The 23,339-nt window shown below is 30.7% G+C and carries 25 protein-coding genes, 2 tRNA genes and 1 pseudogene; 20 read left to right on the top strand and 8 right to left on the bottom strand.

Annotated elements, in window-relative coordinates; translation table 11 throughout:
* Nucleotide 1 precedes the first annotated feature (1 nt).
* Complete coding sequence (gene purM / locus HZY31_RS05385; protein WP_297318415.1) at nt 2-1,054, top strand: phosphoribosylformylglycinamidine cyclo-ligase; 1,053 nt, start codon at nt 2-4, stop codon at nt 1,052-1,054.
* Nucleotides 1,055-1,183: 129 nt separating this feature from the next.
* A complete protein-coding gene (gene purF, locus HZY31_RS05380) occupies nt 1,184-2,602 on the top strand; it encodes an amidophosphoribosyltransferase (protein ID WP_297318459.1) in 1,419 nt (472 codons plus the stop codon).
* 17 nt (nt 2,603-2,619) lie between these two features.
* On the opposite strand, the gene asd is transcribed toward purF, so the two are convergent.
* From asd to HZY31_RS05365, 3 genes are all read right to left on the bottom strand, one after another.
* The gene (gene asd, locus HZY31_RS05375) at nt 2,620-3,666 is read right to left on the bottom strand and encodes an aspartate-semialdehyde dehydrogenase (protein ID WP_214400271.1); all 1,047 of its coding nucleotides are present in this window, start codon (nt 3,664-3,666) and stop codon (nt 2,620-2,622) included.
* 84 nt (nt 3,667-3,750) lie between these two features.
* Nucleotides 3,751-4,821, bottom strand: coding sequence for an MnmC family methyltransferase (locus HZY31_RS05370; protein ID WP_297318414.1), 1,071 nt, complete (start codon nt 4,819-4,821; stop codon nt 3,751-3,753).
* 6 nt (nt 4,822-4,827) lie between these two features.
* A complete protein-coding gene (locus tag HZY31_RS05365; RefSeq protein WP_297318413.1) occupies nt 4,828-5,490 on the bottom strand; it encodes a 2,5-diamino-6-(ribosylamino)-4(3H)-pyrimidinone 5'-phosphate reductase in 663 nt (220 codons plus the stop codon).
* A 169-nt stretch (nt 5,491-5,659) separates the two neighbouring features.
* Here HZY31_RS05365 and HZY31_RS05360 point away from each other — a divergent pair, with 169 nt between their 5' ends.
* Both HZY31_RS05360 and HZY31_RS05355 read left to right on the top strand, forming a co-directional pair.
* Nucleotides 5,660-6,046 (top strand): 30S ribosomal protein S8e, encoded by a 387-nt coding sequence (locus HZY31_RS05360; protein WP_297318412.1) that lies wholly within the window; start codon nt 5,660-5,662, stop codon nt 6,044-6,046.
* A gap of 79 nt (nt 6,047-6,125) precedes the next feature.
* The gene (locus tag HZY31_RS05355; protein WP_297318411.1) at nt 6,126-7,142 is read left to right on the top strand and encodes a radical SAM protein; all 1,017 of its coding nucleotides are present in this window, start codon (nt 6,126-6,128) and stop codon (nt 7,140-7,142) included.
* A 1-nt stretch (nt 7,143) separates the two neighbouring features.
* Here HZY31_RS05355 and HZY31_RS05350 read toward each other — a convergent pair whose 3' ends face one another.
* Nucleotides 7,144-8,337 carry a bis-aminopropyl spermidine synthase family protein gene (locus HZY31_RS05350; RefSeq protein WP_297318410.1) on the bottom strand — a complete coding sequence of 398 codons (1,194 nt, stop codon included), beginning with the start codon at nt 8,335-8,337 and terminating at the stop codon, nt 7,144-7,146.
* A 71-nt stretch (nt 8,338-8,408) separates the two neighbouring features.
* Nucleotides 8,409-8,485, bottom strand: a tRNA-Thr gene (locus HZY31_RS05345).
* A 97-nt stretch (nt 8,486-8,582) separates the two neighbouring features.
* Between HZY31_RS05345 and HZY31_RS05340 the strand changes: the two genes are divergently transcribed.
* Together HZY31_RS05340 and HZY31_RS05335 are read left to right on the top strand one after the other, a co-directional pair.
* Nucleotides 8,583-8,658, top strand: a tRNA-Gln gene (locus HZY31_RS05340).
* Nucleotides 8,659-8,715: 57 nt separating this feature from the next.
* Nucleotides 8,716-9,378: a DUF166 domain-containing protein gene (locus HZY31_RS05335; RefSeq protein ID WP_297318409.1), complete on the top strand. Its 663-nt coding sequence runs from the start codon at nt 8,716-8,718 to the stop codon at nt 9,376-9,378.
* Here the strand turns inward: HZY31_RS05335 and priS are convergent.
* Nucleotides 9,350-10,405: a DNA primase catalytic subunit PriS gene (gene priS, locus HZY31_RS05330; RefSeq protein WP_297318408.1), complete on the bottom strand. Its 1,056-nt coding sequence runs from the start codon at nt 10,403-10,405 to the stop codon at nt 9,350-9,352. The two genes, HZY31_RS05335 and priS, sit on opposite strands and share 29 nt — an antisense overlap.
* A 111-nt stretch (nt 10,406-10,516) precedes the next feature.
* Here priS and mfnF point away from each other — a divergent pair, with 111 nt between their 5' ends.
* A complete protein-coding gene (gene mfnF / locus HZY31_RS05325) occupies nt 10,517-11,500 on the top strand; it encodes a (4-{4-[2-(gamma-L-glutamylamino)ethyl]phenoxymethyl}furan-2-yl)methanamine synthase (RefSeq protein WP_297318407.1) in 984 nt (327 codons plus the stop codon).
* An 8-nt stretch (nt 11,501-11,508) separates the two neighbouring features.
* Here mfnF and mmp10 read toward each other — a convergent pair whose 3' ends face one another.
* Nucleotides 11,509-12,756, bottom strand: coding sequence for a methyl coenzyme M reductase-arginine methyltransferase Mmp10 (gene mmp10, locus HZY31_RS05320; RefSeq protein ID WP_297318406.1), 1,248 nt, complete (start codon nt 12,754-12,756; stop codon nt 11,509-11,511).
* A 216-nt stretch (nt 12,757-12,972) separates the two neighbouring features.
* On the opposite strand from mmp10, the gene mcrB reads away from it, so the two are divergent.
* The 13 genes from mcrB to mtrH all read left to right on the top strand — a co-directional run bounded on the left by mcrB (nt 12,973) and on the right by mtrH (nt 23,127).
* Nucleotides 12,973-14,307: a coenzyme-B sulfoethylthiotransferase subunit beta gene (mcrB, locus tag HZY31_RS05315; protein ID WP_297318405.1), complete on the top strand. Its 1,335-nt coding sequence runs from the start codon at nt 12,973-12,975 to the stop codon at nt 14,305-14,307.
* Nucleotides 14,308-14,316: 9 nt separating this feature from the next.
* Nucleotides 14,317-14,805 (top strand): methyl-coenzyme M reductase operon protein D, encoded by a 489-nt coding sequence (mcrD, locus tag HZY31_RS05310; protein ID WP_297318404.1) that lies wholly within the window; start codon nt 14,317-14,319, stop codon nt 14,803-14,805.
* Nucleotides 14,806-14,808: 3 nt separating this feature from the next.
* Nucleotides 14,809-15,411: a methyl-coenzyme M reductase I operon protein C gene (gene mcrC / locus HZY31_RS05305; RefSeq protein WP_297318403.1), complete on the top strand. Its 603-nt coding sequence runs from the start codon at nt 14,809-14,811 to the stop codon at nt 15,409-15,411.
* Between the two features lie 28 nt (nt 15,412-15,439).
* Nucleotides 15,440-16,222, top strand: a complete 783-nt coding sequence (gene mcrG / locus HZY31_RS05300; protein ID WP_297318402.1) for a coenzyme-B sulfoethylthiotransferase subunit gamma — start codon at nt 15,440-15,442, stop codon at nt 16,220-16,222.
* 58 nt (nt 16,223-16,280) lie between these two features.
* Nucleotides 16,281-17,942, top strand: a complete 1,662-nt coding sequence (gene mcrA / locus HZY31_RS05295; RefSeq protein ID WP_297318401.1) for a coenzyme-B sulfoethylthiotransferase subunit alpha — start codon at nt 16,281-16,283, stop codon at nt 17,940-17,942.
* A 182-nt stretch (nt 17,943-18,124) separates the two neighbouring features.
* On the top strand, nt 18,125-19,024 hold the full coding sequence (gene mtrE / locus HZY31_RS05290) for a tetrahydromethanopterin S-methyltransferase subunit E (RefSeq protein ID WP_297318400.1): 900 nt from the start codon (nt 18,125-18,127) through the stop codon (nt 19,022-19,024).
* 26 nt (nt 19,025-19,050) lie between these two features.
* The gene (mtrD, locus tag HZY31_RS05285) at nt 19,051-19,743 is read left to right on the top strand and encodes a tetrahydromethanopterin S-methyltransferase subunit D (protein WP_297318399.1); all 693 of its coding nucleotides are present in this window, start codon (nt 19,051-19,053) and stop codon (nt 19,741-19,743) included.
* A gap of 40 nt (nt 19,744-19,783) precedes the next feature.
* Nucleotides 19,784-20,581, top strand: a complete 798-nt coding sequence (gene mtrC / locus HZY31_RS05280) for a tetrahydromethanopterin S-methyltransferase subunit MtrC (protein ID WP_297318398.1) — start codon at nt 19,784-19,786, stop codon at nt 20,579-20,581.
* Nucleotides 20,582-20,590: 9 nt separating this feature from the next.
* Nucleotides 20,591-20,914: a tetrahydromethanopterin S-methyltransferase subunit B gene (locus tag HZY31_RS05275; RefSeq protein WP_297318397.1), complete on the top strand. Its 324-nt coding sequence runs from the start codon at nt 20,591-20,593 to the stop codon at nt 20,912-20,914.
* A 13-nt stretch (nt 20,915-20,927) separates the two neighbouring features.
* On the top strand, nt 20,928-21,650 hold the full coding sequence (mtrA, locus tag HZY31_RS05270; RefSeq protein WP_297318396.1) for a tetrahydromethanopterin S-methyltransferase subunit A: 723 nt from the start codon (nt 20,928-20,930) through the stop codon (nt 21,648-21,650).
* 46 nt (nt 21,651-21,696) lie between these two features.
* Nucleotides 21,697-21,912: a tetrahydromethanopterin S-methyltransferase subunit F gene (gene mtrF / locus HZY31_RS05265; RefSeq protein ID WP_297318395.1), complete on the top strand. Its 216-nt coding sequence runs from the start codon at nt 21,697-21,699 to the stop codon at nt 21,910-21,912.
* A gap of 5 nt (nt 21,913-21,917) precedes the next feature.
* On the top strand, nt 21,918-22,145 hold the full coding sequence (gene mtrG / locus HZY31_RS05260) for a tetrahydromethanopterin S-methyltransferase subunit MtrG (RefSeq protein ID WP_297318394.1): 228 nt from the start codon (nt 21,918-21,920) through the stop codon (nt 22,143-22,145).
* A 22-nt stretch (nt 22,146-22,167) separates the two neighbouring features.
* Nucleotides 22,168-23,127, top strand: a complete 960-nt coding sequence (gene mtrH / locus HZY31_RS05255; RefSeq protein WP_297318393.1) for a tetrahydromethanopterin S-methyltransferase subunit H — start codon at nt 22,168-22,170, stop codon at nt 23,125-23,127.
* Between the two features lie 71 nt (nt 23,128-23,198).
* On the opposite strand, the pseudogene HZY31_RS05250 reads toward mtrH, so the two are convergent.
* Nucleotides 23,199-23,339 (bottom strand): annotated as a pseudogene (locus HZY31_RS05250) (IS6 family transposase); the annotation flags it as partial.

Genomic DNA, 23,339 nt, shown 5'->3' with positions numbered 1-23,339 from the left:
AATGGTTACATATAAAGATGCAGGAGTAGATATCTTGTATGAAGATAAAATAATTAAATCTTTAGTTTCACAGATAAAATTTAAGAGAAGTGATATAAAACCAGCTGAGTTAGGATTACATTACGCTGGGGCTGTTGAATTTTTAGACTATTATTTGGTTTTATCTACTGATGGAGTAGGAAGTAAGATGATAGTGGCTGAAATGGCTAATAAATTTGATACTGTAGGAATAGATATGATTGCTATGAATGTAAATGATGCTATATGTATAGGGGCTGAGCCAATAGCCTTGGTAGATTACTTAGCAGTGGGACATATAACTGAGGAAATTGCTGAACAAATTGGTAAAGGTTTGAATGAGGGTGCGAAAGAGGCAAATATAAACATAATTGGAGGAGAAACTGCCACTTTACCAGATATGATTAAAGGAATTGATTTAGCAGGGACTGTCTTAGCAATAGTTAAAAAAGATGAAATTATAACTGGAAGAGATGTTAAACCGGGAGATGTAATTGTTGGATTGAGAAGTTCTGGAATTCATAGTAATGGTTTATCATTGGCGAGGAAGGTATTTTTTGATATAGCCAAGTTAGATGTTTTCGATAAACTATCTTATGGAAAGACAGTTGCTGAAGAACTTTTAACACCAACAAGAATTTATGTAAAGCCAATCTTAGAAATGGTTAGAGATAAAGATATTAATGTTAAAGGATTAGCCCATATTACAGGAGGTAGCTTTAGAAAACTTAAGAGATTGAATAACAATGTTACATATTATATTGACAATCTTCCAGAGCCATTACCAATATTTAAAGAAATTCAAAGATTGGGGAATGTAAGTGATGAAGAGATGTTTAGAACATTCAATATGGGAATTGGCTTTTGTGTAATTGTTGATGAAGAAGATGCAGACAAAGTTATAAAAATCTCTAACAAGTATGATATTCCAGCCCAAATAATTGGGAGAGTTGTTAATAGTTTAGATATTAATGGAGAAAAAATTGTAGGAAAGTCAGTAGTTAAATACAAAGATAAATATATTATATTAGGTTAAATAACCTAAACATTAAATATTAACAAATTCTTTTAATTTTTAGAGATTTAGAGTTCCAATTTTTATTAAATTTATTTTAATTTTTCAATGATTTTCTTTATAAAAAACAAAAATAAAAAGGTTATCAACATGTGTGGGATATTTGGAGTTTATTCTTATGAAAAACTAAATGTTGCAAAGAGAATTTATTATGGATTATTTGCTTTACAACATAGAGGACAAGAAGGAGCAGGAATTGCTACAAGTGATGGAAAAAATATACACTACTATAAAAATGTTGGATTAGTAACAGATGTCTTTAAAAGTGAAATACTGCAAAATCTATTTGGATACATTGGAATTGGGCATGTGAGATATTCAACAACTGGTGGAAAATCTGTTGAAAACTGTCAGCCATTTGTAGTTAAAAGTTCTTTTGGTAATATAGCAATAGCTCATAATGGTGATTTAGTAAATTCAAATGAATTAAGAAAAGAGTTGGAATCAAAAGGGCACATATTTGTTTCTTCTACAGACTCTGAAGTTATAGCCCAACTCTTAGTTAGAGAGTTGTTAAAAACTTCTGATAAAATTGAGGCAATAAAAAATACATTAAAAAAACTCGTTGGGGCTTATTCACTTTTAATAATGTTTAACGATTCGTTAATAGCCATTAGAGACCCACGAGGATTTAAACCATTATGTATTGGAAGAGATGAAAATAATATATATGTTTCTTCAGAAGATTGTGCTTTAACAACATTAGATGCTGAGTTTATTAGAGATGTAAAACCTGGAGAGATTATAGAAATTAAGAATGGAGAAATAACATCTTATGAATTTGATTATGATATTTCCAAAAACTATGATCCTGTATGTGTTAATGCTCCTTCAATATATGAGGGAGCGACAACCTGCATGTTTGAGTATGTATATTTTGCAAGACCAGATTCAACAATTGATGGAATAAGTGTATATAAAGTTAGAAAAAATATAGGAAAAATTTTGGCTAAGGAACATCCAGTAGATGCCGATGTAGTTTCTCCAATTCCAGATTCAGGAGTTACTTTTGCATTAGGTTTTTCTGAAGAGTCAAAAATTCCATACTATGAAGGTTTGATAAAAAATAGATATGTAGGGAGAACTTTTATTTTACCATCCCAAAATGAAAGGGAGTTGGCTGTTAGATTAAAACTAAGTCCAGTAAAAAGTGTTTTAGAAGGTAAAAGGGTTGTTTTAGTAGATGACAGTATTGTTAGAGGAACTACTTCAAGGAGAATTGTAAATATGGTTAGAAAGGCTGGAGCAAAAGAAGTGCATCTAAGAATAGGATGCCCTAAAATTATATCTCCTTGTTATTATGGTATAGATATGGCGACTAAAAAAGAACTTATTGCTTCAAATAAAACAGAAGAGGAGATTAGAAAAGATCTTGGAGTAGAATCTATTGGATATATATCGTTGGAAGGGTTAATTAAAGCAATTGGTAGAAAAGATTTATGCTTAGCTTGTTTAACTGGAAAGTATCCTACTGATGTCAATTTTGAAAAAGTATTAGAAAGAAAGTAATAAAAAGTTATAAATCTTTATAAATACTTTTTAACGAAGTATTCTGCATTTAATACACTTGCTCCTGCTGCTCCTCTAATTGTGTTATGCTCTAATGCAACGTATTTAACATCAAATATTGGATCTTTTCTAATTCTACCAACAACTATACTCATACCATTTCCAATGTTTCTATCTAATCTTGGCTGAGGTCTATCTATTTCTTCCTTAATAACTATTGGTTTAGCATAAGTTGGAAGGTTTAAATCTTTTAATGGATCAAATTTATCCATAACTTCCTTTATCTCCTCTGGCTCAGCTCCATTTTCAGTTTTAACAAATATACATTCTGTATGTCCATCTATAACTGCCACTCTATTACATGAAGCACTTAATTTAAATTTAGCAAATTCAACTTTGCCATCTTTTAAAGTTCCTAAAAGTTTTAAACTCTCTGTTTGCATTTTTTCTTCTTCATTTTTAATAAATGGAATTAAATTATCTAAAATTGCCATTGAAGGAACTCCATTATATCCTGCTCCACTAACTGCCTGCAATGTAGTTATAATAACTGAATCTAAACCAAATTTATCCATAATAGGCTTTAATGTAATTACTGCACAAATTGTTGAACAGTTAGGGTTTGTTATTATTGCTCCATCCCATCCTCTCTTTTCTCTCTGAATTTCTATTAAATTTAGATGGTCGGCATTAACTTCTGGAATGACTAATGGGACATCTTCCTCCATTCTATAAGCTGATGCGTTAGAGAAAACTAACTTTCCTTCTTTAGCAAATTCTGGTTCAAACTTTTTAGCTAAATCTGATGGTAAGGCTGAAAACACAATATCAACATCTTCAAATGCTTCATGCTTAGGATCTGTCGGAACTACAACCATATCTTTTATATTTTCAGGAATATCCCTATCTTGGAACCAATAACAGGCATCTTTATACTTTTTTCCAGCACTTCTCTCTGATGCGGCTAAAACTGTTAATTCAAACATTGGATGCTCTGCCAACAACTGAACAAATCTCTGCCCTACGCTACCAGTAGCCCCTAAGACACCAACATTTATTTTCATCTTTTCACCTTTTGTTTTAATTTGTATCTTTAATTTTTATTTTAATTTGAAAGGCAAATAAATATTTTATTATTTTTGAAAGATTTAATAAATAGAAAAAATCTCATCATATATGTCCTTAAAGAATTCTCTTCTCATCTTTATAATAATTTCTGAGGAATTTAAATTCTCTTCTTGAATTTTTAAAATATCTTCTGGAATGTTTCCTTTTTTTATCTGTTTAGTTGAGATATACTTACCAACTTTAATTAATTTTTCTCTTAATTTTTCTTTACGAATATTTCTATTTTTTATAATTTCTTCCTTTGTTAAATTTAAAGTTTCATCTCTATATGGGATTGCATTAATTGATAGGGCTATAACTCTTTCATCAATTTTATTAATTCTGTTTGGCTTAAAATTTGGATTTTTATATCCCAAAGTAATACCTCTTTTTCTTCCAATACTCTCTCTTTCTGAAATTATATATCCGCAACTAACTAATGCACTTCTAAAAGGAATTGATGATGAATAAGATATTATTACTCCATTATCATTTAATCTTTTGTAAATTTCTCTTAAAAAATCGTAAGTGTATAATGTTGGGTCTCTCTTAGGAGAAAAGGCATCGTGAAAAACTATATCATATTTTTTATTACAATTTACAATAAATTTTCTTGCATCTTCGACATATATATTAATATTGTCATATTCTGACTTGTATTTAATTCCTATTTTATTTAAAAAATACTCTCTAACTTTGTCTTTTATAATTTCATGCTCTTTAAATGGAATATCTAAAAATAAAGTTAAAAATAAAACCTCTTCACAAATTTCAACCATATCTATTTTGCTGTTTTTATTATAATGTAGAGCAGATATAGCATTATAACATAAACCACTACACAAATCTAAAACTCTTGGATTTTCTAAATTTTCAATATTTGAAGGTTTAACAAATTTATAAATTGACTCTTTCAAAGCCCCGACTTTTGAGTGCATCATTTCCTCTTCATTTTCAGATTTTAAAGTATAGGTTCCATCTTCAGTTTCTACTAAAACATTGTTTTCTTTTAATTCTTTAACTAAATGTTCTTTAATATAATCTTCATTACTTCCATTGTATATTTTCATATATTTTCTAATAATCTCTAAACCTTTTTTATTTGGGAGCATATTCTATCACTTCTTCACTTTAAATTCTAAAACAATTCCCTCTCCCAATTTATAAAAGTTTTTTAATTCTAATTTAACACATTCATCAACTGTCTTAAAACCCTCTCCATCTACATAGGTAGGAGCATCTTTTCCACCAAATATTTTTGGAGCTATATAGACAGAAACTTCATCTACTAAACCTTCCTTAAACATACCCCAGTTTAATGTTCCCCCTCCCTCTAACAAAATGCTTTTTATTCCTTTTTCATAAAGTATCTCCATTAATTTTTTTAAATCTACCTTTCCTCTACCACATCTAACAACTTCTACTCCCATATCTTCCAATATTTTTATTTTCTTTTCTTTTTCTTCATTACTATCTTCTGTAGTGGCAATTATAGTTTTTGCCTCCTTGTTTAAAACTCTTGCATTTAGAGGAATTCTCAACTTGCTATCAACAACCATTCTAACAGGATTTTTATCACTTTTAATTTTATGAACTGTTAATCTTGGATCATCCTTTAAAACTGTTCCAATACCTACCATAATTCCATCTACATTAGCCCTAATTTTATGAACTCTTATTAAATCCTCTTCACAGGATATTCTTGAATCGTTATTTACTGTGGCTAACTTTCCATCTAATGACATTCCTACATTTGATATTACATAAGGCTTTTTTGTCATATTTTCACCTTTTAAATTGAAATATATAAAGAGATTGTTATTTTAAATTACATAGTTAAGTTTTTATATTTCATATTGATATAATTCATTAAACTCCTTAAAGTTAAAGTAAATATTATAAGGACTATAAAAAACTAATAAAAACAAATAACCATTTTTGGGTGTTAATATGAGTGTATGGCAAGGTAGAAGTAGAAGAAAACCAACAGGAGGTTTATATAAACCAGCAAGAAAAAAGAGAAAGTATGAGATGGGTAGAGAGCCTATAGAAACACACGTAGCAGATAGTTTAAAAATAAAGAAAGTTAGAACAAGAGGAGGTAACTTAAAAGTTAAAGTTGTTAGAGCTGATTTTGCCAATGTATTAGATCCAGAAACAAACACTTGTAAAAAAGTTAAAATACTAACAGTTAAAGAAAACACTGCAAATCTTCACTATATTAGAAGAAACGTTATAACAAAAGGAGCAATTATCGAAACTGAAATTGGATTAGCAAAAGTTACCTCAAGACCAGGACAGGATGGAACAATCAATGCAGTTTTAATTAAAGAATAAAATTACTTTAAAATTACTTTTTATATTTTTTACAAGATATGATTTATTAATTTAAATTAAAAAATAAAACAGGGAGATTATGAAACTTGAAAGATACTTAGGAGTTTCAAAAGATATAATTCCAGCAAAATTTATAATATCTAAATCAATAGAAGTTGAAAATTTTGAAGATTTAGAAATAAATGAATTGTGGGAAATTCACAATAGAACATTAAAAAAAGTTGATTTTAATAAGTTTGACTTCTATGATATTGAATATGTATCTCCAAACTTGTTAGATTTGAAAATAGAAATTGCCAAAAGAATTTTTGAAAATTGTAAGTTTTGTGAGCATAGATGTTATGTAAATAGAAAAATTGAAAGAGGATTTTGTAGAATAAAAGAAAGTTATTATTCTACAGAATTTTTGCATTTTGGAGAAGAGAGAGTTTTAATTCCCTCACATACAATTTTTTTCTGTGGGTGTAATTTTAAATGTGTCTTTTGTCAAAATTGGGATATATCTCAAGTATATTTTGATAGATCAATAATAAATAGATGTATTCCATACAATCCTAAGAAAATTGCCAATATTATTGAAGATAAGAGAATATATTCAAAAAATGTAAATTTTGTTGGTGGAGAACCTACTCCTAATTTATTGAGCATACTAAAAACATTGAAGTATTTAAATAGAAATATTCCAGTGGTTTGGAACTCAAATATGTATCTAACTGTTGAATCTCTCAATTTATTAAAGGGCGTTGTTGATGTATTTTTAACTGATTTTAAATTTGGAAATAACAAATGTGGAGAAAGATTATCAAAGGTTAAAAACTATTTTGATATAGTTGGCAGAAACCATATCCTAATAAAAGATGAGGAAGTTATAATAAGACATTTAGTTCTACCAAACCATATTGACTGTTGCACAGAAAAAATTTTCCAATTTATTTCAAATAATCTATATAATGCTGTAGTTAATGTTATGTTTCAATATCGACCAGAATATAAGGCAAAAGAATATCCAGATATAAATAGAATATTAAATTATGAAGAAATAGAGAGAGTTATATACTTAGTTGAAAAGTATAACTTAGATGTAATTTCTGATTAATTTAATCATTTTTATTTTTAATCTTTTCTCTCTTAATCATTTTAAATTTTTTACTTCCACATTCACAAACTAAATCTTCAACTTTTTTTATTTTATCTCCAACCTTATAAATTTTTCCACATTTTAAACACTTATAATATCTAATAACTGGCTTAACTAAGCCAGTGTATATTTTATTTATGTCTCCTATATTTGGTTTTAAATCTTTTCCAATTAATCTTGATATAAATGTAGTATTTGCTATTATTTCACTACCTTCATAGTAATTAAAGTTGGGGATTAGTTCAGAAATAACGAATCCCATATCAGTTATTGCTTTTTGAATTAACAACCATTCCTCTATAGGTTTGTGAGAATAAGATAAATATGCTATACCTTCTTTCCCTAATCCTTCAATCCCTCTTGACAAAAATAGCTTTAAACCATCAACAGTATATGGAGGATCTGTTGAAATTACATCAAACTTTTCTTTTAACTCCTCAGGTAGTGGATTTCTTAAATCGTGCTTAACAGTTTTAATATTAACATTTTCCTTCTCTGCAAATTTTTCTATTAACTTTAAAATTCTTTCATCTATATCTACAACCACAATATTTTCAGCCATATTTGTGAGTGCTGTTGGTAGAGAGGTTAGATCATCATCTCCAACAAATAAAATATTCTTCCCCTCTAAATCTCCTCTCTCATACATTAATGCCGCTCTGTATGTTGATGTCTCAGGGGTGGCAAAGGATTGGTCTAATGATGTATCAACTACTGGTCTCTTTTTACTCCATATTTTAACTTTATTTAAAATCTCTTCAAAAAATTCATCTAATACTATGCCTCTACCTTTGCAAGTTTTACATGTAAGAGACTTTTTATACTTCAATTTTAAAACATTTTCAGCAAATTTTAATCCTTTTTCAGTTAATTCAGCCCCCTTTTCACATCTTTTTAATAGTTTTTCTCTTTCTAAAATAGTTCTAACCTTAGCCACTATTGGTAATGGTAATTTAGTTTTTTGTGCTATTTTTTTGGTTGATATAGGTTGATGCCTATATATAACTCTAATTATATCTTTCACAGCCCTTTTTCCTTCACTAATATCAACTTTTTTAGATATATAATCTAAAAGTAAGTTATATTTTAATTCGTCTAACTCATCTTCTTTAAGCTTTTTATCTCCTTTTCCAATTTTACCTATAACTTTCATTTATTACACCTTAAAATAAACAATATATTTAAAGATTTAATTTATTAAATTTATGTATGTAAAAAAATAAATGGAGCCTCGGGCGGGGTTTGAACCCGCGACCTCCTGCTTACCAAGCAGGCGCTCCACCAGGCTGAGCTACCGAGGCACCTTTGCATTATTAAATAATTACTCATATATAAACATTACGCCGAAAAGTATATATATAAGTTATGTGTATTTACTAAATTGCCTACATTTGATGTAGCCCGGTGGTGTAGTGGCCTATCATCCGGGGCTTTGGACCCCGGGACCGCGGTTCGAATCCGCGCCGGGCTACCATTTTTATTTTAGATGTTTATATTTATTAATTTGAATATATTTAAATATGGTGAAACTGTGAAAGTAGCTATTTTAAGCGATGGACTATATGGAGATAGAGCATATAAAACCATTAAGTCAAAATTTCCATGCGATTTTATTGTAGTCAAATATAATTATGAAGATTTTGATAAAATTGAAATAGATGAAAAAATTATTAAAAAATTAAAAAATTATAATTTGTTTATCACATATATTTTAAATCCAGATGTAACCTATGAAATTGTTAAAAAAATAAAGGAAATTAATGAAAAAGCTTTTGTTATTGTAGGAGCTTGGAAAGGTTTAGGATTCAAAAAACAGTTGGAGAGTTTTAAAAATGCTTTTTGTCCAGATTTAATGTGTAATATTGATGAAAATGAATTAAAAGAATATCTATATAAATATCCTCAATTAAAAGAATTTTTAAAGTTTTTTGGAAAGCCCAAAGCAAAGTTATATGTTAAAGATAATATAATTAAAAAAGTTGAAATTTTAAGAGAAGCTCCATGTGGTTCAACGTCAGAAACCTTAAAGGAATACATAGGCAAGGAATTTAATGATAAAACTTTAACAAATATGGGTTTGAGAGTTCAACACTTTTGTAGGGCTGGAAAAATAAGGTTATTTGTAGAAAAAGAAAGTAAAAAAACAAAAGCTGGAAAATTATTAGTTAATGGGATCCAAGTAGTTCAAATTTAATGTTGTGTCCAAATAGATATAACAAAACTGAACCAGTAACCTTCTTACTTTTATTAGTATATTTTTTTCCACATATTTCAATTTCGAATTTTCTACTGTCATATATATTGACCTCATAAAATTTATTTTCAAAATTTTTGAATATAGCATCTTTTAATGGGTCAAATTTTTTTAGGTCATCTAAACTATTTAATGATTTAACGATAAAACCTGTATATCCATGTAAAGAGTTAATAACTCTCAATAATCTTATATCATCATCCATAACCTTTTCATCTAATTCAAGTTTATTTTTAGTTTCTTCAATAATTTTATAAATTTTATTTTTAGATTTAAAATTTTCTATAATTTTTTTCCAATTTTTCTCTTTTTCTAGTTTTTTTGTTGAGATTCTTTTATCTTTCTCTTTAATTGCTTTTATTAATCTTCTTCTCCAACATCTACCAACCATATTTAAATTTAAATTTTTTCCTAAGATGTAGTTAATTAAAAATTTTCTATCGTCTTTTGAATAATTCTCAATAATGTCTCTAATTTTATTATTTTTTGGTTTTATATAGATATGATAACCTCTATTACCACTAAATACAATTTTTATATCCTCCTCATTTAATCCGAAATCTGGAATTAAAAAGTCTTCAATTAAATAGATAACTTGATTCTTTGCTTCCTCTAAACAATATTTGCATATCCAATCATCCTCATGCTTACACTTATTAGTTTTATGGACATCTATATCAAAAGCTAACTCTCTCCTAAATACTCCTTTCTTTTCAGCCCCTCCGGGGTTATTTGGATATAGCATATAAGCTAAGGATTTGTATAAGTGCATTGGTGAATTTTTTAAAACCCAATCTTTATACACTCTCTCATTTTTAAAGGATAAGTTTCTATTATCGACTTTTTTTAAATATCCATAACCAAATTCCCTATGCTCAATATCTTCAGGGACTTCAAGGATATTGTTTTTTATTGCAAATTTGTAATATTCTTTATATAACTTTTGAACTTCTACAAATGCGTTCATATATAGATCACCGTTAAACAAAAATAAAATAGACAAAGAATAAATATTTTAAGATTTTATCATAAATAATTCCAATATAAAAATTAATTAAATTTATAATTGGTGAAACTTATGATTTTAGGAATTGATATTGGAGGAGCAAATACAAAAATTGCAGAGATTGATAATGATAGATATAAAATTCATCATATATATTTTCCAATGTGGAAGAAAAAAGATGAATTACCTGATTTATTGAAATCTTATAACAATGACAATGTTGAATATGTAGCATTAGTAATGACTGCTGAATTAGCAGACTGTTATAAAACAAAAAAAGAGGGAGTTTATGACATAATAAATAAAGTTGAGCAATCCTTTAATTGTCCAATATATGTTTTTGATGTTGATGGAAATTTTTTAACAACAGAAGAGGCTAAGAAAAATTATTTAAAAGTTTCAGCGTCAAATTGGGTGGCTACAGGGAAATTTGTTGCTGAATTTATAAAAGAGAGTTGTATTTTAGTAGATATGGGCTCTACGACAACAGACATAATTCCAATAAAAAACAAAAAGATTTTAGCAGAAAAAACTGATTTAGATAGATTAATGAATAACCAACTTGTTTATGTTGGGGCATTAAGAACACCAGTAAGTTTTTTAGCTAATAAAATAGAATTTAGAGGAAAATTAACAAATCTATCATCAGAATACTTTTCCATAATAGCAGATATTTCTTTAATTCTTAATAAGATTAGTGAAAATGAGTATAGTTGTGAAACTCCAGATAATGGAGGAAAAGATTTTAAAAGTTGTTTGACAAGATTGGCAAGAGTTTTGTGTGCTGATTTGAATATGGTTAGTGAGGATGAAATTATTGACTTTGCAAAAAAACTTTACAATAAACTACTAAATTTAATTAGAAAAAATGTTGATAGTGTTTCAAAGAGATATAATTTGAAACATGTAGTTATAACTGGTTTGGGAGAGGAAATTTTAAAAGATGCATTAACAGATTATAATATAATCTCTATAAAAGAACTGTATGGTAAAGATGTTTCCTTAGCAACTCCAAGTTTTGCCGTAGGGAAATTATTACAGATGCAGTTGAAATAAATAATAACTTATCTCTTTCTCATTCCAAAAAAGTTAATCATTCCTATTAACTCTTCAAATGCATTAATTTCAAATTCTAATGCTTCTTTTTTGCTATATACTCCACTCACTTCTCCGTCTAATGTTAATTGCTCTACGCCTCTAACAACTATTCTTTCTATTCCATCTCTACTTAAAAGTTCCTCAGCAACTCTATCATGCACAAATGCCTTAGGAGGTATAAAAACAGTTTCTTTAACATCTTTTAAATTTAGATTTTCTAAATCTTTAGAAGTTATTAAATCTGCAATGTCTTTATTGACTTTAACAACATTAACAGAAGTTTCGTCAAAAATCTTTTTTAAGAATGGGTAGGCAACATTTCCAGTTATTATTGTAGCCTCTCCATGTATTTTATTTTTTAATCTTTCTAAAATATGTTTATTTTCATCATCTGCCAACGCAAAAGGTGTTTTTGTAACTGGATCATATAATGGGGTTCCAGTAACTCTAATACTGTCTCCAAATTCGTTGTGAATTTCATCAACTATCTTTTTAAATTCTTCAACTGTATGCGTTTTTATATTTTCAAGTAATGGAGCATTTCCTAATATTAATCCTTGTTCTTCAGAATTTGCAAATCTCATTAATATAACAGCCTTTGCTCCCCAATCTACTAAATCTGAAACAGTTCTCTTTAATTCTTCACCATCATTAACTCCTGGAATAACTATTATTGCACAATGAACTTCACAATGCTCACAAAAGTATTTTAAGCATTTTAATGCAGTTTCAGCATTTTTGTCATTCATCCACTCTTTTCTAAGTTTTGCATTCGTTGAAAAAACTGAAAATGTAACTTCATCTACTCCATAATCAACTAAATTTTTGGCTATTTCTATATTATCAAAACCTTTGCCTGATGTATATCCAAGATGTATGTTCAATCCCATATTATTTATATATTTACATAAATCAACTAATTGAGGATAACAACTTATATCTCCTCCTCCGGTGATATTAACTTTTTTATATCTTTTAAATAATAAACTGCTTTGCACTTCCATTAATGCCAATGGTAAAGGAATAAAATCTCCATTAATTTCTCTAACTGAGTAAGTACAATAATCACAGCCAAATGTAAATTGACAGTATCTACAACCCAAAGGTTTTGGATTTTTTTTATTCACTTTTCTAAAATAACAAAATTTGCAAAACCCATTACAGTTAATTCCTGGCTCTCCTTTTAAATCTACCAATAAACTACTTTCCCTCATATTTCCACTTAATATTGTAGTTTTATAATTTATATCATAAATTGATAAAATAAATATTTAACATAAATTTAATTATTTAAATGTTTGTAGAAGATCTTAAATATGAACTTTAAATCTATTTTATATATATAATTTACGATTTTTTTTAAATGAAAAATAGAATATATAAAAATCATTATACTAAATATCGAACCAATAGATGTGGGTGTGATTAATATGGTTAAGTATAAAGACACCATAAATTTGTATAACGAAAAAGGTGAATTAGTAGAGGAGAATGTTCCCTTAGAAGCAATTAGTCCATTGTACAATCCAACAATTCAGAAGTTAGTTAGAGATGTTAAGAGAACAGTTGCTGTAAACTTAGCAGGTATTGAAAATGCATTAAAAACAGGTAGTGTTGGTGGAAAAGGTTGCAAAATTAAAGGGAGAGAAATAGATTTACCAATTGTCGAAAATGCTGAAACAATTGCTGAATATGTAGAAAAAGTTATTAAAGTTTCAGAAGATGACGATACTTCAATTAAATTAATTAATAATGGAAAACAAATGGCTGTTCAAATACCAACAAAAAGATTAGATATTGCAGCAGAATATTCAGTTTCTGTATTGGTTACTGCTCAGGCATTAAAAGAGGCGATTATAAGAACTTTTGATGTAGATATCTTTGACGCTCCAATGGTTCATGCTGCTATTTTAGGAGGATATCCACACGATGTTTCAATGAAAGGTTCAAATATTATGGCACTATTAGGTAGTCCATTATCATTAGAAGGTCCAGGTTATGCATTAAGAAATATTATGGTAAATCACTTTGTTGCATGTACTAAGAAGAATATTATGAACGCTGTAGCGTTTGCGGCAATAATGGAGCAAACTGCAATGTTTGAAATGGGAGACGCTGTTGGATTATTTGAAAGATTACATTTATTAGGATTAGCATATGAAGGATTAAATGCTGACAACTTAGTAATTGATTTAGTAAAAGCAAACGGTAAAAATGGAACTGTTGGATCAGTTGTAGCATCAGTTATTGAAAGAGCCTTAGAAGATGGAGTAATAAAAGAGGATAAAACCTTACCATCAGGATTTACATTATACAAACCTGTTGATGTTGCTAAATGGAATGCTTATGCAGCAGCAGGTTTAGTTGCAGCAGCTATTGTAAATTGTGGAGCCGCTAGAGCAGCACAAAACATTGCATCAACAATATTATACTACAACGATATTTTAGAATATGAAACTGGATTACCAGGAGTTGATTTCGGTAGAGCAGAAGGTACTGCTGTTGGTTTCAGTTTCTTCAGTCACTCCATCTATGGAGGTGGAGGACCAGGTATCTTCAATGGAAACCACATTGTTACAAGACACTCCAAAGGATTTGCTATTCCACCAGTTGCAGCTGCAATGTGTTTAGATGCAGGAACTCAAATGTTCTCACCAGAGAGAACTTCTGCATTAGTAGGAACAGTATTCAGTGCAATTGATGAATTTAGAGAACCATTAAAATATATCATTGAAGGGGCATTAGAAGTTAAAGATAAGATCTAAGTGATCATAATGATAGAAGTTGAAATCTTCCCTTATAGGTATTTAAAAGCCTCTACAACTGAAAAATTTCTTAATAAAATATATGACTTAAAGACCGTGGAGAGAGTGGTTATCCACGGTCAACCCCTTCCTAAAGTTGTTCCATATGGACCTGCCAGAGGAACACCAGTAAATCACACAGAAAGGAAAGTAATTAATGTTAAAGGAGTTCCAGTAGAACTTACAGTTATGGCAGGGAGGTTTTGGATAACACTCAGCGATGATAGTGAATTAGAAAAATTAGATGAAATTTGTAAAGAGATGTTTCCATTTGGATACGATTTGAGAGTAGGGAAATTCTTAAAAGATAAACCAACAGTTACAGATTATATTAAATATGGAGAAGATGGAGTTTTCTTAATAAATGAGATGGATAGAAGATTAATAGGGATGGTAGATCCAAGAAGTAGAATGGCTAATACTGTAAAAGTTATAGAGAAAGAAAAAAATGAGGAATGAAATATGGTCGTTGGTAGAAGAGAGCAAATTATAGATTGTAGAGCAGTGATGGGATTAGGAGAAGGAGGAGGATTAGCACAGAGAGGGACATTTGCAGAGGCTCTAAGAAACGATGTTGTAGTAGTAGCGATGTCACCAGGAAGAAGGCATATAACAAAACCAGTGTGTGAAATAACATATGGTATAAGAGAGGCAGGAATTCAAACCAGTGTTCTCGTATTAAACGCTGGATCAGGAATTCCTCATGATGCTCCAAGAGGTTCTTTGGGATCAACTTTCGGAATTAAACCAGAGGAGGCTGAACAAATAAATAGACATAAACTTTGTATAGTACATTTCGGAAATGTTATTAGTCATATTGTATATAAAGCCGCTTTATTCTTAAAGTATGTGGAAATTCCAACAATTATCGTTTGTCAAGCTCCTGTGGATATGGAAGACCTTGCCAAATATGGGGTAAAGACTATAAATGTTATGCCATTAGAACCTAAAACCAAAGGAATTGTTGTTGATATTGTGACAGGAGTTATTAGGGGAGAATCCTGTCCTCAAAGTAAAATTGACGAAATTATTAGAAAAATAAAAAAGCATTTAAAACTTCTATAATATAAAAAGTTAAATTTGAGGTGATTATATGGCATACAAGCCACAGTTTTATCCAGGTCAGACAAAAATTGCTCAAAATAGAAGAGATCATATGAATCCAGATTTTCAGTTAGAAAAGTTGAGAGATATTCCAGATGATGATGTTGTTAAAATAATGGGTCACAGACAGCCAGGAGAAGATTACAAAACAGTTCACCCACCATTAGAAGAAATGGATTTGCCAGAAGATTACGTTAGAGACTTGGTCGAGCCAATAAATGGAGCTAAGGAAGGACATAGAATTAGATATATTCAATTTACTGACTCAATGTATTTTGCTCCAGCACAACCTTATGATAGAGCAAGAACATACATGTGGAGATTTAGAGGAGTAGATACAGGTACATTATCAGGAAGACAAGTTATTGAAATGAGAGAAAGTGACTTAGAAGCATTATCAAAGAATTTCTTAATTGATACAGCATTTTATGATCCAGCAAGATGTGGAATTAGAGGAGCAACAGTTCATGGACACTCATTAAGATTAGATGAAAATGGTTTAATGTTTGATGCTCTCCAAAGATATGTATATGACGAAAAGACAGGGCATGTTTTATATGTTAAAGACCAAGTAGGTAGACCATTAGATGAGCCAGTTGATGTTGGCGAACCATTACCAGAAGAAAAATTGAAAGAAATTACAACAATTTATAGAATTGATGGAGTACCGTTAAGAAATGATGAAGAATTATTAATTGTTGTTAAAAGAATCCACAGAGCAAGAACATTAGGAGGATTTATTCCTGTTGAAGATGTCTTTGAAAAGCTTTAAATTCTATAATTTCTTTAAAATTTTTATTTATAAATAAAAAATTATAGAGGTGAGTCAGATGGATGCTGAAAAAAGATTGTTCTTAAAAGCATTAAAAGAAAAGTTTGAAGAAGATCCAAGAGAAAAATATACAAAGTTCTATGTATTTGGTGGATGGAGACAATCAAAAAGAAAAAGAGAATTCGTTGAAGCTGCACAGAAGTTAATTGAAAAAAGAGGAGGACTTCCTTTCTACAATCCAGATATTGGAGTTCCATTAGGTCAGAGAAAATTAATGCCTTACAAAGTTTCAAATACTGATGCAATTGTTGAAGGTGATGACTTACACTTTATGAACAATGCTGCAATGCAACAGTTCTGGGATGACATTAGAAGAACAGTTATAGTTGGATTAGATACAGCACATGCTGTATTAGAAAAAAGATTAGGGGTAGAGGTTACTCCAGAAACTATCAATGAATATATGGAGACAATTAACCACGCATTACCAGGAGGAGCAGTTGTTCAAGAGCACATGGTTGAAATTCACCCAGCATTAGTTTGGGATAGTTATGCTAAAATATTTACAGGAGATGACGAATTAGCAGATGAGATTGACAAAAGATTCTTAATCGATATAAACAAGTTATTCCCAGAAGAACAAGCAGAACAAATTAAACAGGCAATTGGTAAAAGAACATACCAAGTTTCAAGAGTTCCAACATTAGCAGGTAGAGTTTGTGATGGAGGTACTATTGCAAGATGGAGTGCAATGCAGATTGGTATGTCATTCATTACAGCATACAAGTTATGTGCTGGAGAGGCAGCAATTGCTGACTTTGCTTATGCAGCTAAGCACGCAGATGTTATTCAAATGGCAACATTCTTACCAGCAAGAAGAGCAAGAGGACCTAATGAGCCAGGGGGAATGTTCTTTGGAGTTTTAGCAGATGTCGTTCAGACATCAAGAGTTAGTGACGATCCAGTTGAGCAGTCATTAGAAGTTGTCGGAGCAGGAGCAATGTTATATGACCAAATCTGGTTAGGAAGTTACATGTCTGGTGGAGTTGGATTCACTCAGTATGCTACAGCATCTTACACTGATGATATCTTAGATGACTTCTCATACTATGGTTATGACTATATAAATAAAAAATACGGTGGATGTAACAGTGTAAAGCCAACTATGGATGTTATTGAAGACATTGCAACAGAAGTAACCTTGTATGCTTTAGAACAATATGATACATTCCCAGCATTGTTAGAAGATCACTTTGGAGGATCACAAAGAGCAGCAGTTACTGCTGCGGCAGCAGGAATTACTGTTGCATTGGCAACAGGAAACTCAAATGCTGGAGTTAATGGATGGTATTTAAGTCAAATCTTACACAAAGAATACCACAGTAGATTAGGATTCTATGGATATGATTTACAAGATCAGTGTGGAGCCGCTAATTCCTTATCATTTAGAAACGATGAAGGATCTCCATTAGAATTGAGAGGGCCTAACTATCCAAACTATGCAATGAACGTTGGACACCAAGGAGAATATGCAGGAATCACACAGGCAGCACACTCAGGAAGAGGAGATGCATTTGCACTTAATCCATTGATTAAGGTTGCATTTGCTGATCCAACATTGGTATTTGACTTCAGATATCCAAGAAAAGAGTTTGCAAGAGGTGCTTTAAGAGAGTTCGAGCCAGCAGGAGAAAGAGATCCAATAATTCCAGCTCATTAATTTCTAACTTATTTTTTATTTATTGCCACATACATTGAAATATTTAGTTTTAATAAAATAAGGTTAATTAAAAGAAAGTTAAATATAATTAAAAAAATTTTAAAAAATTCAAATAGAAAACCTTATATATTGACCATATCTACATATAAATTTTAGATTTTAGAAAAAGAGGTGAATAAAAAATGGATGCTACATTAATTACACTTGGAGCACTGGCTTTATATGGAGCACTGGCAACTATTGCCGGATGTGCAGAAGATGCAGAATCAGATGTAGGATCCCAATCAAACCCAAACTCTCAGGTTCAGTTGGCTCCGCAGATGGGAAATATACATAGATATTACAATAAGGCAATATCCGGGGAGCCAGTTTCTTATGGATTATATGTAGCAGTTGCTGGAACTATCGCCTATGCATTGATAAACTTAGGATTATCTCCACTTTTAGCAATGATTTTAGGTACAGGAATAGCTGCATTTGTTCATGGAGTATATGCAGTTTCAGCATATTTGGGGAGAATTGTAGGACAGTCAAAAAACTTTGGTCAGCCAGTTTATTGGGATGTTGTAATGAGTCATGTTGGTCCAATTGTTGGACATGGTTTTATTGCAGTATTTTGCATGGTTTTAATGTCATATATTGCTAATACTATATTAGGAAATCCATTCCCATTGCCATTAATTGCGTTAATATTTGGGATTACTGTTGGGGCAATTGGTTCCTCAACTGGAGACGTTCATTATGGTGCTGAAAGAGAATATCAAAAATATCCATTTGGAGGAGGAGTACCTGTTGCTAACCATGGAGATATCGATATTAAAGCAGAGTATGGTTTAAGAAATAGTATGGATTCTTCATATTTCTGTGTTAGAGTTGGTGGAGTATTAACTGGTTTATGCTTTGGTTTAATTGTTTTCTTAGATGGTTGGAGAGGGATTATTGGAAATATTTTACAGGGGAATAATCCTATCTCAGCATCAATTATTTCAATAATTGTTGGTTTAATAATTGTAGCAATTTTGGCAATTGCTAATAGAAAGGTTGAAGTCTTTGCAAGAAACAAATTTGGTCCATATAAATAAAATCATAATGCTTAGGGTGATACTTAATGGATATAGCTAATTTAATATTATCTTTAGTTGAAATTACTATTGCAGGAGCTATAGTTAGTGCGAGTGTTCATTTTATCCCAGTTGGAGGAGCACCAGCAGCAATGGCTACATCTACTGGGGTAGGTACTGGGACTACACAGTTAGCAGCAGGAGCAGGATTCACTGGTTTGATGGCAGCGGCTGTTATGTCGTCAATTGTAGGTCTTTCAGGAATTGGAGCCATTCTAATTTTATTATCAGGAGCCGTTGGTTCAATGATCATGCTTGGAGTAACAATGTTTATTGCCCAGTTAATTTATGTGTTTGGAGTAGGTACTGTTCCTGCAGCAGATAAATGTGAAATAGATCCAATAACAAAGGATCCACAAAAACCATATATTACTCCAGGGACTACAGGACATGGTATTCCAACAGTATGTTTTATTAGTGGATTAATAGGAGCAGCTTTAGGAGGTATTGGAGGGGCTTTAGCATATATTGCATTAGTCAAATTAGGGTTATCAATGGCTACTGCTGGTATGTTAGCATTTGGATTTTTCTTTATAAATGCTGTTCTTGCATCCTATAATATAGGGGGTACTATTGAAGGATTCCATGATCCTAAGTTTAAAAGAATGCCTAAAGGTGCTTTAGCATCATTATTAGCTTCATTCGTCTTTGGAATAATTTCTATATTAATGGCTATTTAAAATAATTAAAATTAATAATAAGGATTTAAGGTGGTAAAATATGTCACATGGTGGAGGAGGTCATGCAACTGAAATAATCCCAGAAAATCAATTGTTTGTAATAGGGGTAGTTTTATCAATTGTTGGAATTTATGCTGCAAACTTTTTACCAGGTTATTTATCAATGTTAATTGGAGGATTGTTAGTTTCATCAGCATGTGTTGCTGGAGCAAATACTGTTAGAAAAGTAGCATCATATGGATTAGGTACTGGAGTTCCATCAATTGGTATGGTTAGTTTAGGAATGGGTACATTATCAGCAGTTGCAGGTGTTTTAATACCTAAAGCAGTTGGAATAACTCCATTAGTTGCACCAATATTAACATTAATTATTTCACTTATCTTTGGATTTATAGTAGGAAAATTGACAGTTAATCCAGTAGGGATGAAAATTCCTGTTATGGTTAGAAGTATGACATATTTATCAGTTGCAGGGGCTTTGGCAATGTTAGGTTTTACTACGGCATATGTTGGTTCATTAGATCCAAACTTATACATAAAAGGAGCATTAGAATCTGGAATAATGGCATTAGCATTTATAGTTCCTGGTATGGCAATATTACACCCATTTAATGCATGTTTAGGTCCAAATGAAAGCCATAAAAGAACATTAACATTGGCAGTTGCCTGTGGATTTTTAACATGGTTTATATTTTCAATTATAAAATTAGATCTGTTATCTATGGTAGTTTCAATTATATTATGGGCTATATGTTATGTGAAATTTGTAAAGATGTCATTCAAAGATGCTTGTGCAGTTCTTTATGTTCCTGAGATTCCTAAGAAAGAAGAACAATAAGGTGGAAACATGGATATTGTTAAAATATGTCCTGAACTTGATATTGTTATGGATGTTGATTCAGGATTGGTAGCAGAAACAAGAAAAGATATTTTAATGGTGGATTTACATCCTGTGGAAGAAAGAATTAAAAAATTGGAAGAATTAGTTATAGCGTTTGAAAACTCATTAGATCCAAGAAATCCACCATTAAAATCCTTCCCAAATAGAGAAGAAGTTTATGAAATAGCAGGACATTTTAAAGGAATATTCTTTGGTTTTTGGTTAGCTTTAGCAATAATGACACTTGTAATATTTGCAATAATTAAATTATATCCTGGCTTAATTCAATAAGGAGGTGTAAATTATGGTAAAGAAAAAATCTCCAGCCCCAGGTTGGCCAATAGTTTCTGGTGAATATGTTGTAGGAAATCCTGAGAGTTGTGTTGGAGTTGTGACACTTGGTTCTCATGGTTTAGAACAGGCATGTGTAGAAGCAGGAGCAGCTATTGCTGGTCCATGTCACACGGAAAATTTAGGTATTGAAAAAGTTATAGCAAATTATATTTCAAATCCTAACATAAGATTTATGATCCTTTGTGGTTCTGAAGTTCAGGGGCATCTAACAGGACAGTGTTTTAAAGCGTTATGGGAAAATGGTATTGATGACAGTGGGCAAATTATAGGTGCAAAAGGGGCAATTCCATTCTTAGAAAATGTAGATAAAGAAGCAGTTGAGAGATTTAGAAGGCAAATTATTGAAGTTATTGACTTAATTGATTGTGAAGATATTAACAAAATAACACAGGCTATAAAAGAATGTTTAAGTAAAGATCCAGGAGCTATTGATGAAGAACCAATGATAATAGAATTAGAAGGTTCTAAGGGTGGAGAAGAAGAGGAAGGTTTGGCAATTAAACCAATGTCCCCAGAAACTGCTTTAATAGAGGCAAGAATAAGAATGATTTCCGAAAAAATAAATTCTGCAGCATTACTTTCAAAATATAATTCAGGATATTATAATGGAAAAATTCAAGGATTGGCTATTGGCTTATTTATCTCAATACTTTTATTTACATTAATACTATAAATTAAAATTTTATAAAATATAAGTAAAATATAAGTAGGTGTCAATTATGGAAATTGAAGGAATTCCAACATTGGTAAAACCAAACTTAGAGCATTGTGACAAACACTTAGAAGATTTAGAGTATAAAGTAGGATTAATAACGAGAGACATTGGTTTAGCTTCAGGAATATATACAAAATCAACAACAGGAGTAATTATTGGAGCAGTTGGTGCTATTGTATTAGTAGGAATTCCAATTATATTAAAAGCCATAATAGGGTGAATTAAATGACTATCCTTACACCAAAGGATGAATTTAAACAAATAATGAAAAAATTAGATGAACTTGAAGAGAAAGTAGAAAATACTAATGCTGAAATATTCCAAAGGGCTGGGAAAAAAGTTGGTAGAGATATAGGTATTGCCTATGGGTTGATTATTGGAACCATACTGTCAATTATATTACCTAATTTATTAAAGATAATGGAATTTATTATAAAAATGTCATCTCATTAAATTAAATAATAGAGGTGATTGTATGTTTAAATTTGAAAAAGAACAAATGGTTATAGAAATTGCTGGTAGAAAAATCGGTGGTCAGCCAGGAGAATATCCAACAGCATTGTCTGGAACTATATTTTATGCAAGGCATAAAATCGTAGAAGATGAAAGAAAAGGTATATTTGACAAGGCAGCAGCTGAAGATTTAATAAACAAACAGGCAGAGATGGAAGATACAACTGGAAATCCAGCATTAGTTCAGGTATTTGGTGGAACTCCCGAAGCATTAGTTAAGTATATTGACTTTGTTGCTGAAATTTGGGATGGTCCAATGTTACTTGACTCAACTGCAAAAGAGGCAAGAATGGCAGCAGCAAAAAGAGCAACTGAGGCAGGTTATGCCGATCAGTGTATTTACAACTCTATTAATGTTTCTATTGATGAAGAAGAATTCCAAAACTTAGTTGAAAGTGACCTTGAAGCATCAATTCTTTTATGTTTCGATCCAATGGACTCAACCGTTGAAGGAAAATTAAATGTTCTATTAAATGGTGGAAAAACAGCAGATAAAGGAATGTTAGAACTTGCAGAACAAGCTGGTATTAAATATCCATTAGTTGATGTAGCAGTTACACCATTAGGAAATGGTGCAGGTCCAGCAGTTAGAGCAACATTTGCTGTTAAAGCAAAATTAGGATTACCTTCTGGAAGTGGTATTCACAACATTCCTTCAGCATGGGATTGGTTAAGATCATTTAGAAAAAAACTAAAAGAGGAAGGATTAACCCAATTAGCAAAAGATGTTCATCATGTATGTGATATTGGAGCAAATATAGTTCAAGTCATGGCTTCAGGGGACTTCGTCTTATACGGACCTATTGATAACGCTCAATTAGCATTTCCAGCAGTTGCTATGACAGATGCAGTTATTGCAGAAGCAGCAAAAGAAATGGGAACAACTCCTGTAGATAATCATCCAATTAATAAGTTGTTATAATTTTACTTTTTTATTTAATATTATTATATTATTTTAGATAATTTTCTTTTCTCTATTTTTAAGTGAGATTGTCAAGATAAGGATAAGAGGTAGTTATAGATGGAGGCGAAAGAATTAAGCCAGGAGATAATGGTAATAAATTTGGAATTATTAGGGAATCTATTATAGAAGGACTTAGTTTTTCGTTTAAGGAGGGAGAAGAAGCTTTCTAC

It is taken from the genome of Methanocaldococcus sp., from assembly GCF_024490875.1.
Lineage (GTDB): Archaea > AGJL01 > Methanococci > Methanococcales > Methanocaldococcaceae > Methanocaldococcus.
This window is presented reverse-complemented; position numbering and strand designations above follow the sequence as displayed.

Coding starts and splice junctions, on each gene's coding strand:
- mcrD (WP_297318404.1), top strand. CDS start 14,317: ATGATAGAAGTTGAAATCTTCCCTTATAGGTATTTAAAAGCCTCTACA.
- mcrC (WP_297318403.1), top strand. CDS start 14,809: ATGGTCGTTGGTAGAAGAGAGCAAATTATAGATTGTAGAGCAGTGATG.
- HZY31_RS05365 (WP_297318413.1), bottom strand. CDS start 5,490: ATGACAAAAAAGCCTTATGTAATATCAAATGTAGGAATGTCATTAGAT.
- HZY31_RS05275 (WP_297318397.1), top strand. CDS start 20,591: ATGGATATTGTTAAAATATGTCCTGAACTTGATATTGTTATGGATGTT.
- priS (WP_297318408.1), bottom strand. CDS start 10,405: ATGAACGCATTTGTAGAAGTTCAAAAGTTATATAAAGAATATTACAAA.
- HZY31_RS05360 (WP_297318412.1), top strand. CDS start 5,660: ATGAGTGTATGGCAAGGTAGAAGTAGAAGAAAACCAACAGGAGGTTTA.
- mcrG (WP_297318402.1), top strand. CDS start 15,440: ATGGCATACAAGCCACAGTTTTATCCAGGTCAGACAAAAATTGCTCAA.
- HZY31_RS05370 (WP_297318414.1), bottom strand. CDS start 4,821: ATGCTCCCAAATAAAAAAGGTTTAGAGATTATTAGAAAATATATGAAA.
- purF (WP_297318459.1), top strand. CDS start 1,184: ATGTGTGGGATATTTGGAGTTTATTCTTATGAAAAACTAAATGTTGCA.
- mmp10 (WP_297318406.1), bottom strand. CDS start 12,756: ATGAGGGAAAGTAGTTTATTGGTAGATTTAAAAGGAGAGCCAGGAATT.
- asd (WP_214400271.1), bottom strand. CDS start 3,666: ATGAAAATAAATGTTGGTGTCTTAGGGGCTACTGGTAGCGTAGGGCAG.
- mcrB (WP_297318405.1), top strand. CDS start 12,973: ATGGTTAAGTATAAAGACACCATAAATTTGTATAACGAAAAAGGTGAA.
- mfnF (WP_297318407.1), top strand. CDS start 10,517: ATGATTTTAGGAATTGATATTGGAGGAGCAAATACAAAAATTGCAGAG.
- HZY31_RS05355 (WP_297318411.1), top strand. CDS start 6,126: ATGAAACTTGAAAGATACTTAGGAGTTTCAAAAGATATAATTCCAGCA.
- mtrG (WP_297318394.1), top strand. CDS start 21,918: ATGACTATCCTTACACCAAAGGATGAATTTAAACAAATAATGAAAAAA.
- mtrE (WP_297318400.1), top strand. CDS start 18,125: ATGGATGCTACATTAATTACACTTGGAGCACTGGCTTTATATGGAGCA.
- HZY31_RS05350 (WP_297318410.1), bottom strand. CDS start 8,337: ATGAAAGTTATAGGTAAAATTGGAAAAGGAGATAAAAAGCTTAAAGAA.
- mcrA (WP_297318401.1), top strand. CDS start 16,281: ATGGATGCTGAAAAAAGATTGTTCTTAAAAGCATTAAAAGAAAAGTTT.
- mtrC (WP_297318398.1), top strand. CDS start 19,784: ATGTCACATGGTGGAGGAGGTCATGCAACTGAAATAATCCCAGAAAAT.
- mtrD (WP_297318399.1), top strand. CDS start 19,051: ATGGATATAGCTAATTTAATATTATCTTTAGTTGAAATTACTATTGCA.
- mtrA (WP_297318396.1), top strand. CDS start 20,928: ATGGTAAAGAAAAAATCTCCAGCCCCAGGTTGGCCAATAGTTTCTGGT.
- mtrH (WP_297318393.1), top strand. CDS start 22,168: ATGTTTAAATTTGAAAAAGAACAAATGGTTATAGAAATTGCTGGTAGA.
- mtrF (WP_297318395.1), top strand. CDS start 21,697: ATGGAAATTGAAGGAATTCCAACATTGGTAAAACCAAACTTAGAGCAT.
- purM (WP_297318415.1), top strand. CDS start 2: ATGGTTACATATAAAGATGCAGGAGTAGATATCTTGTATGAAGATAAA.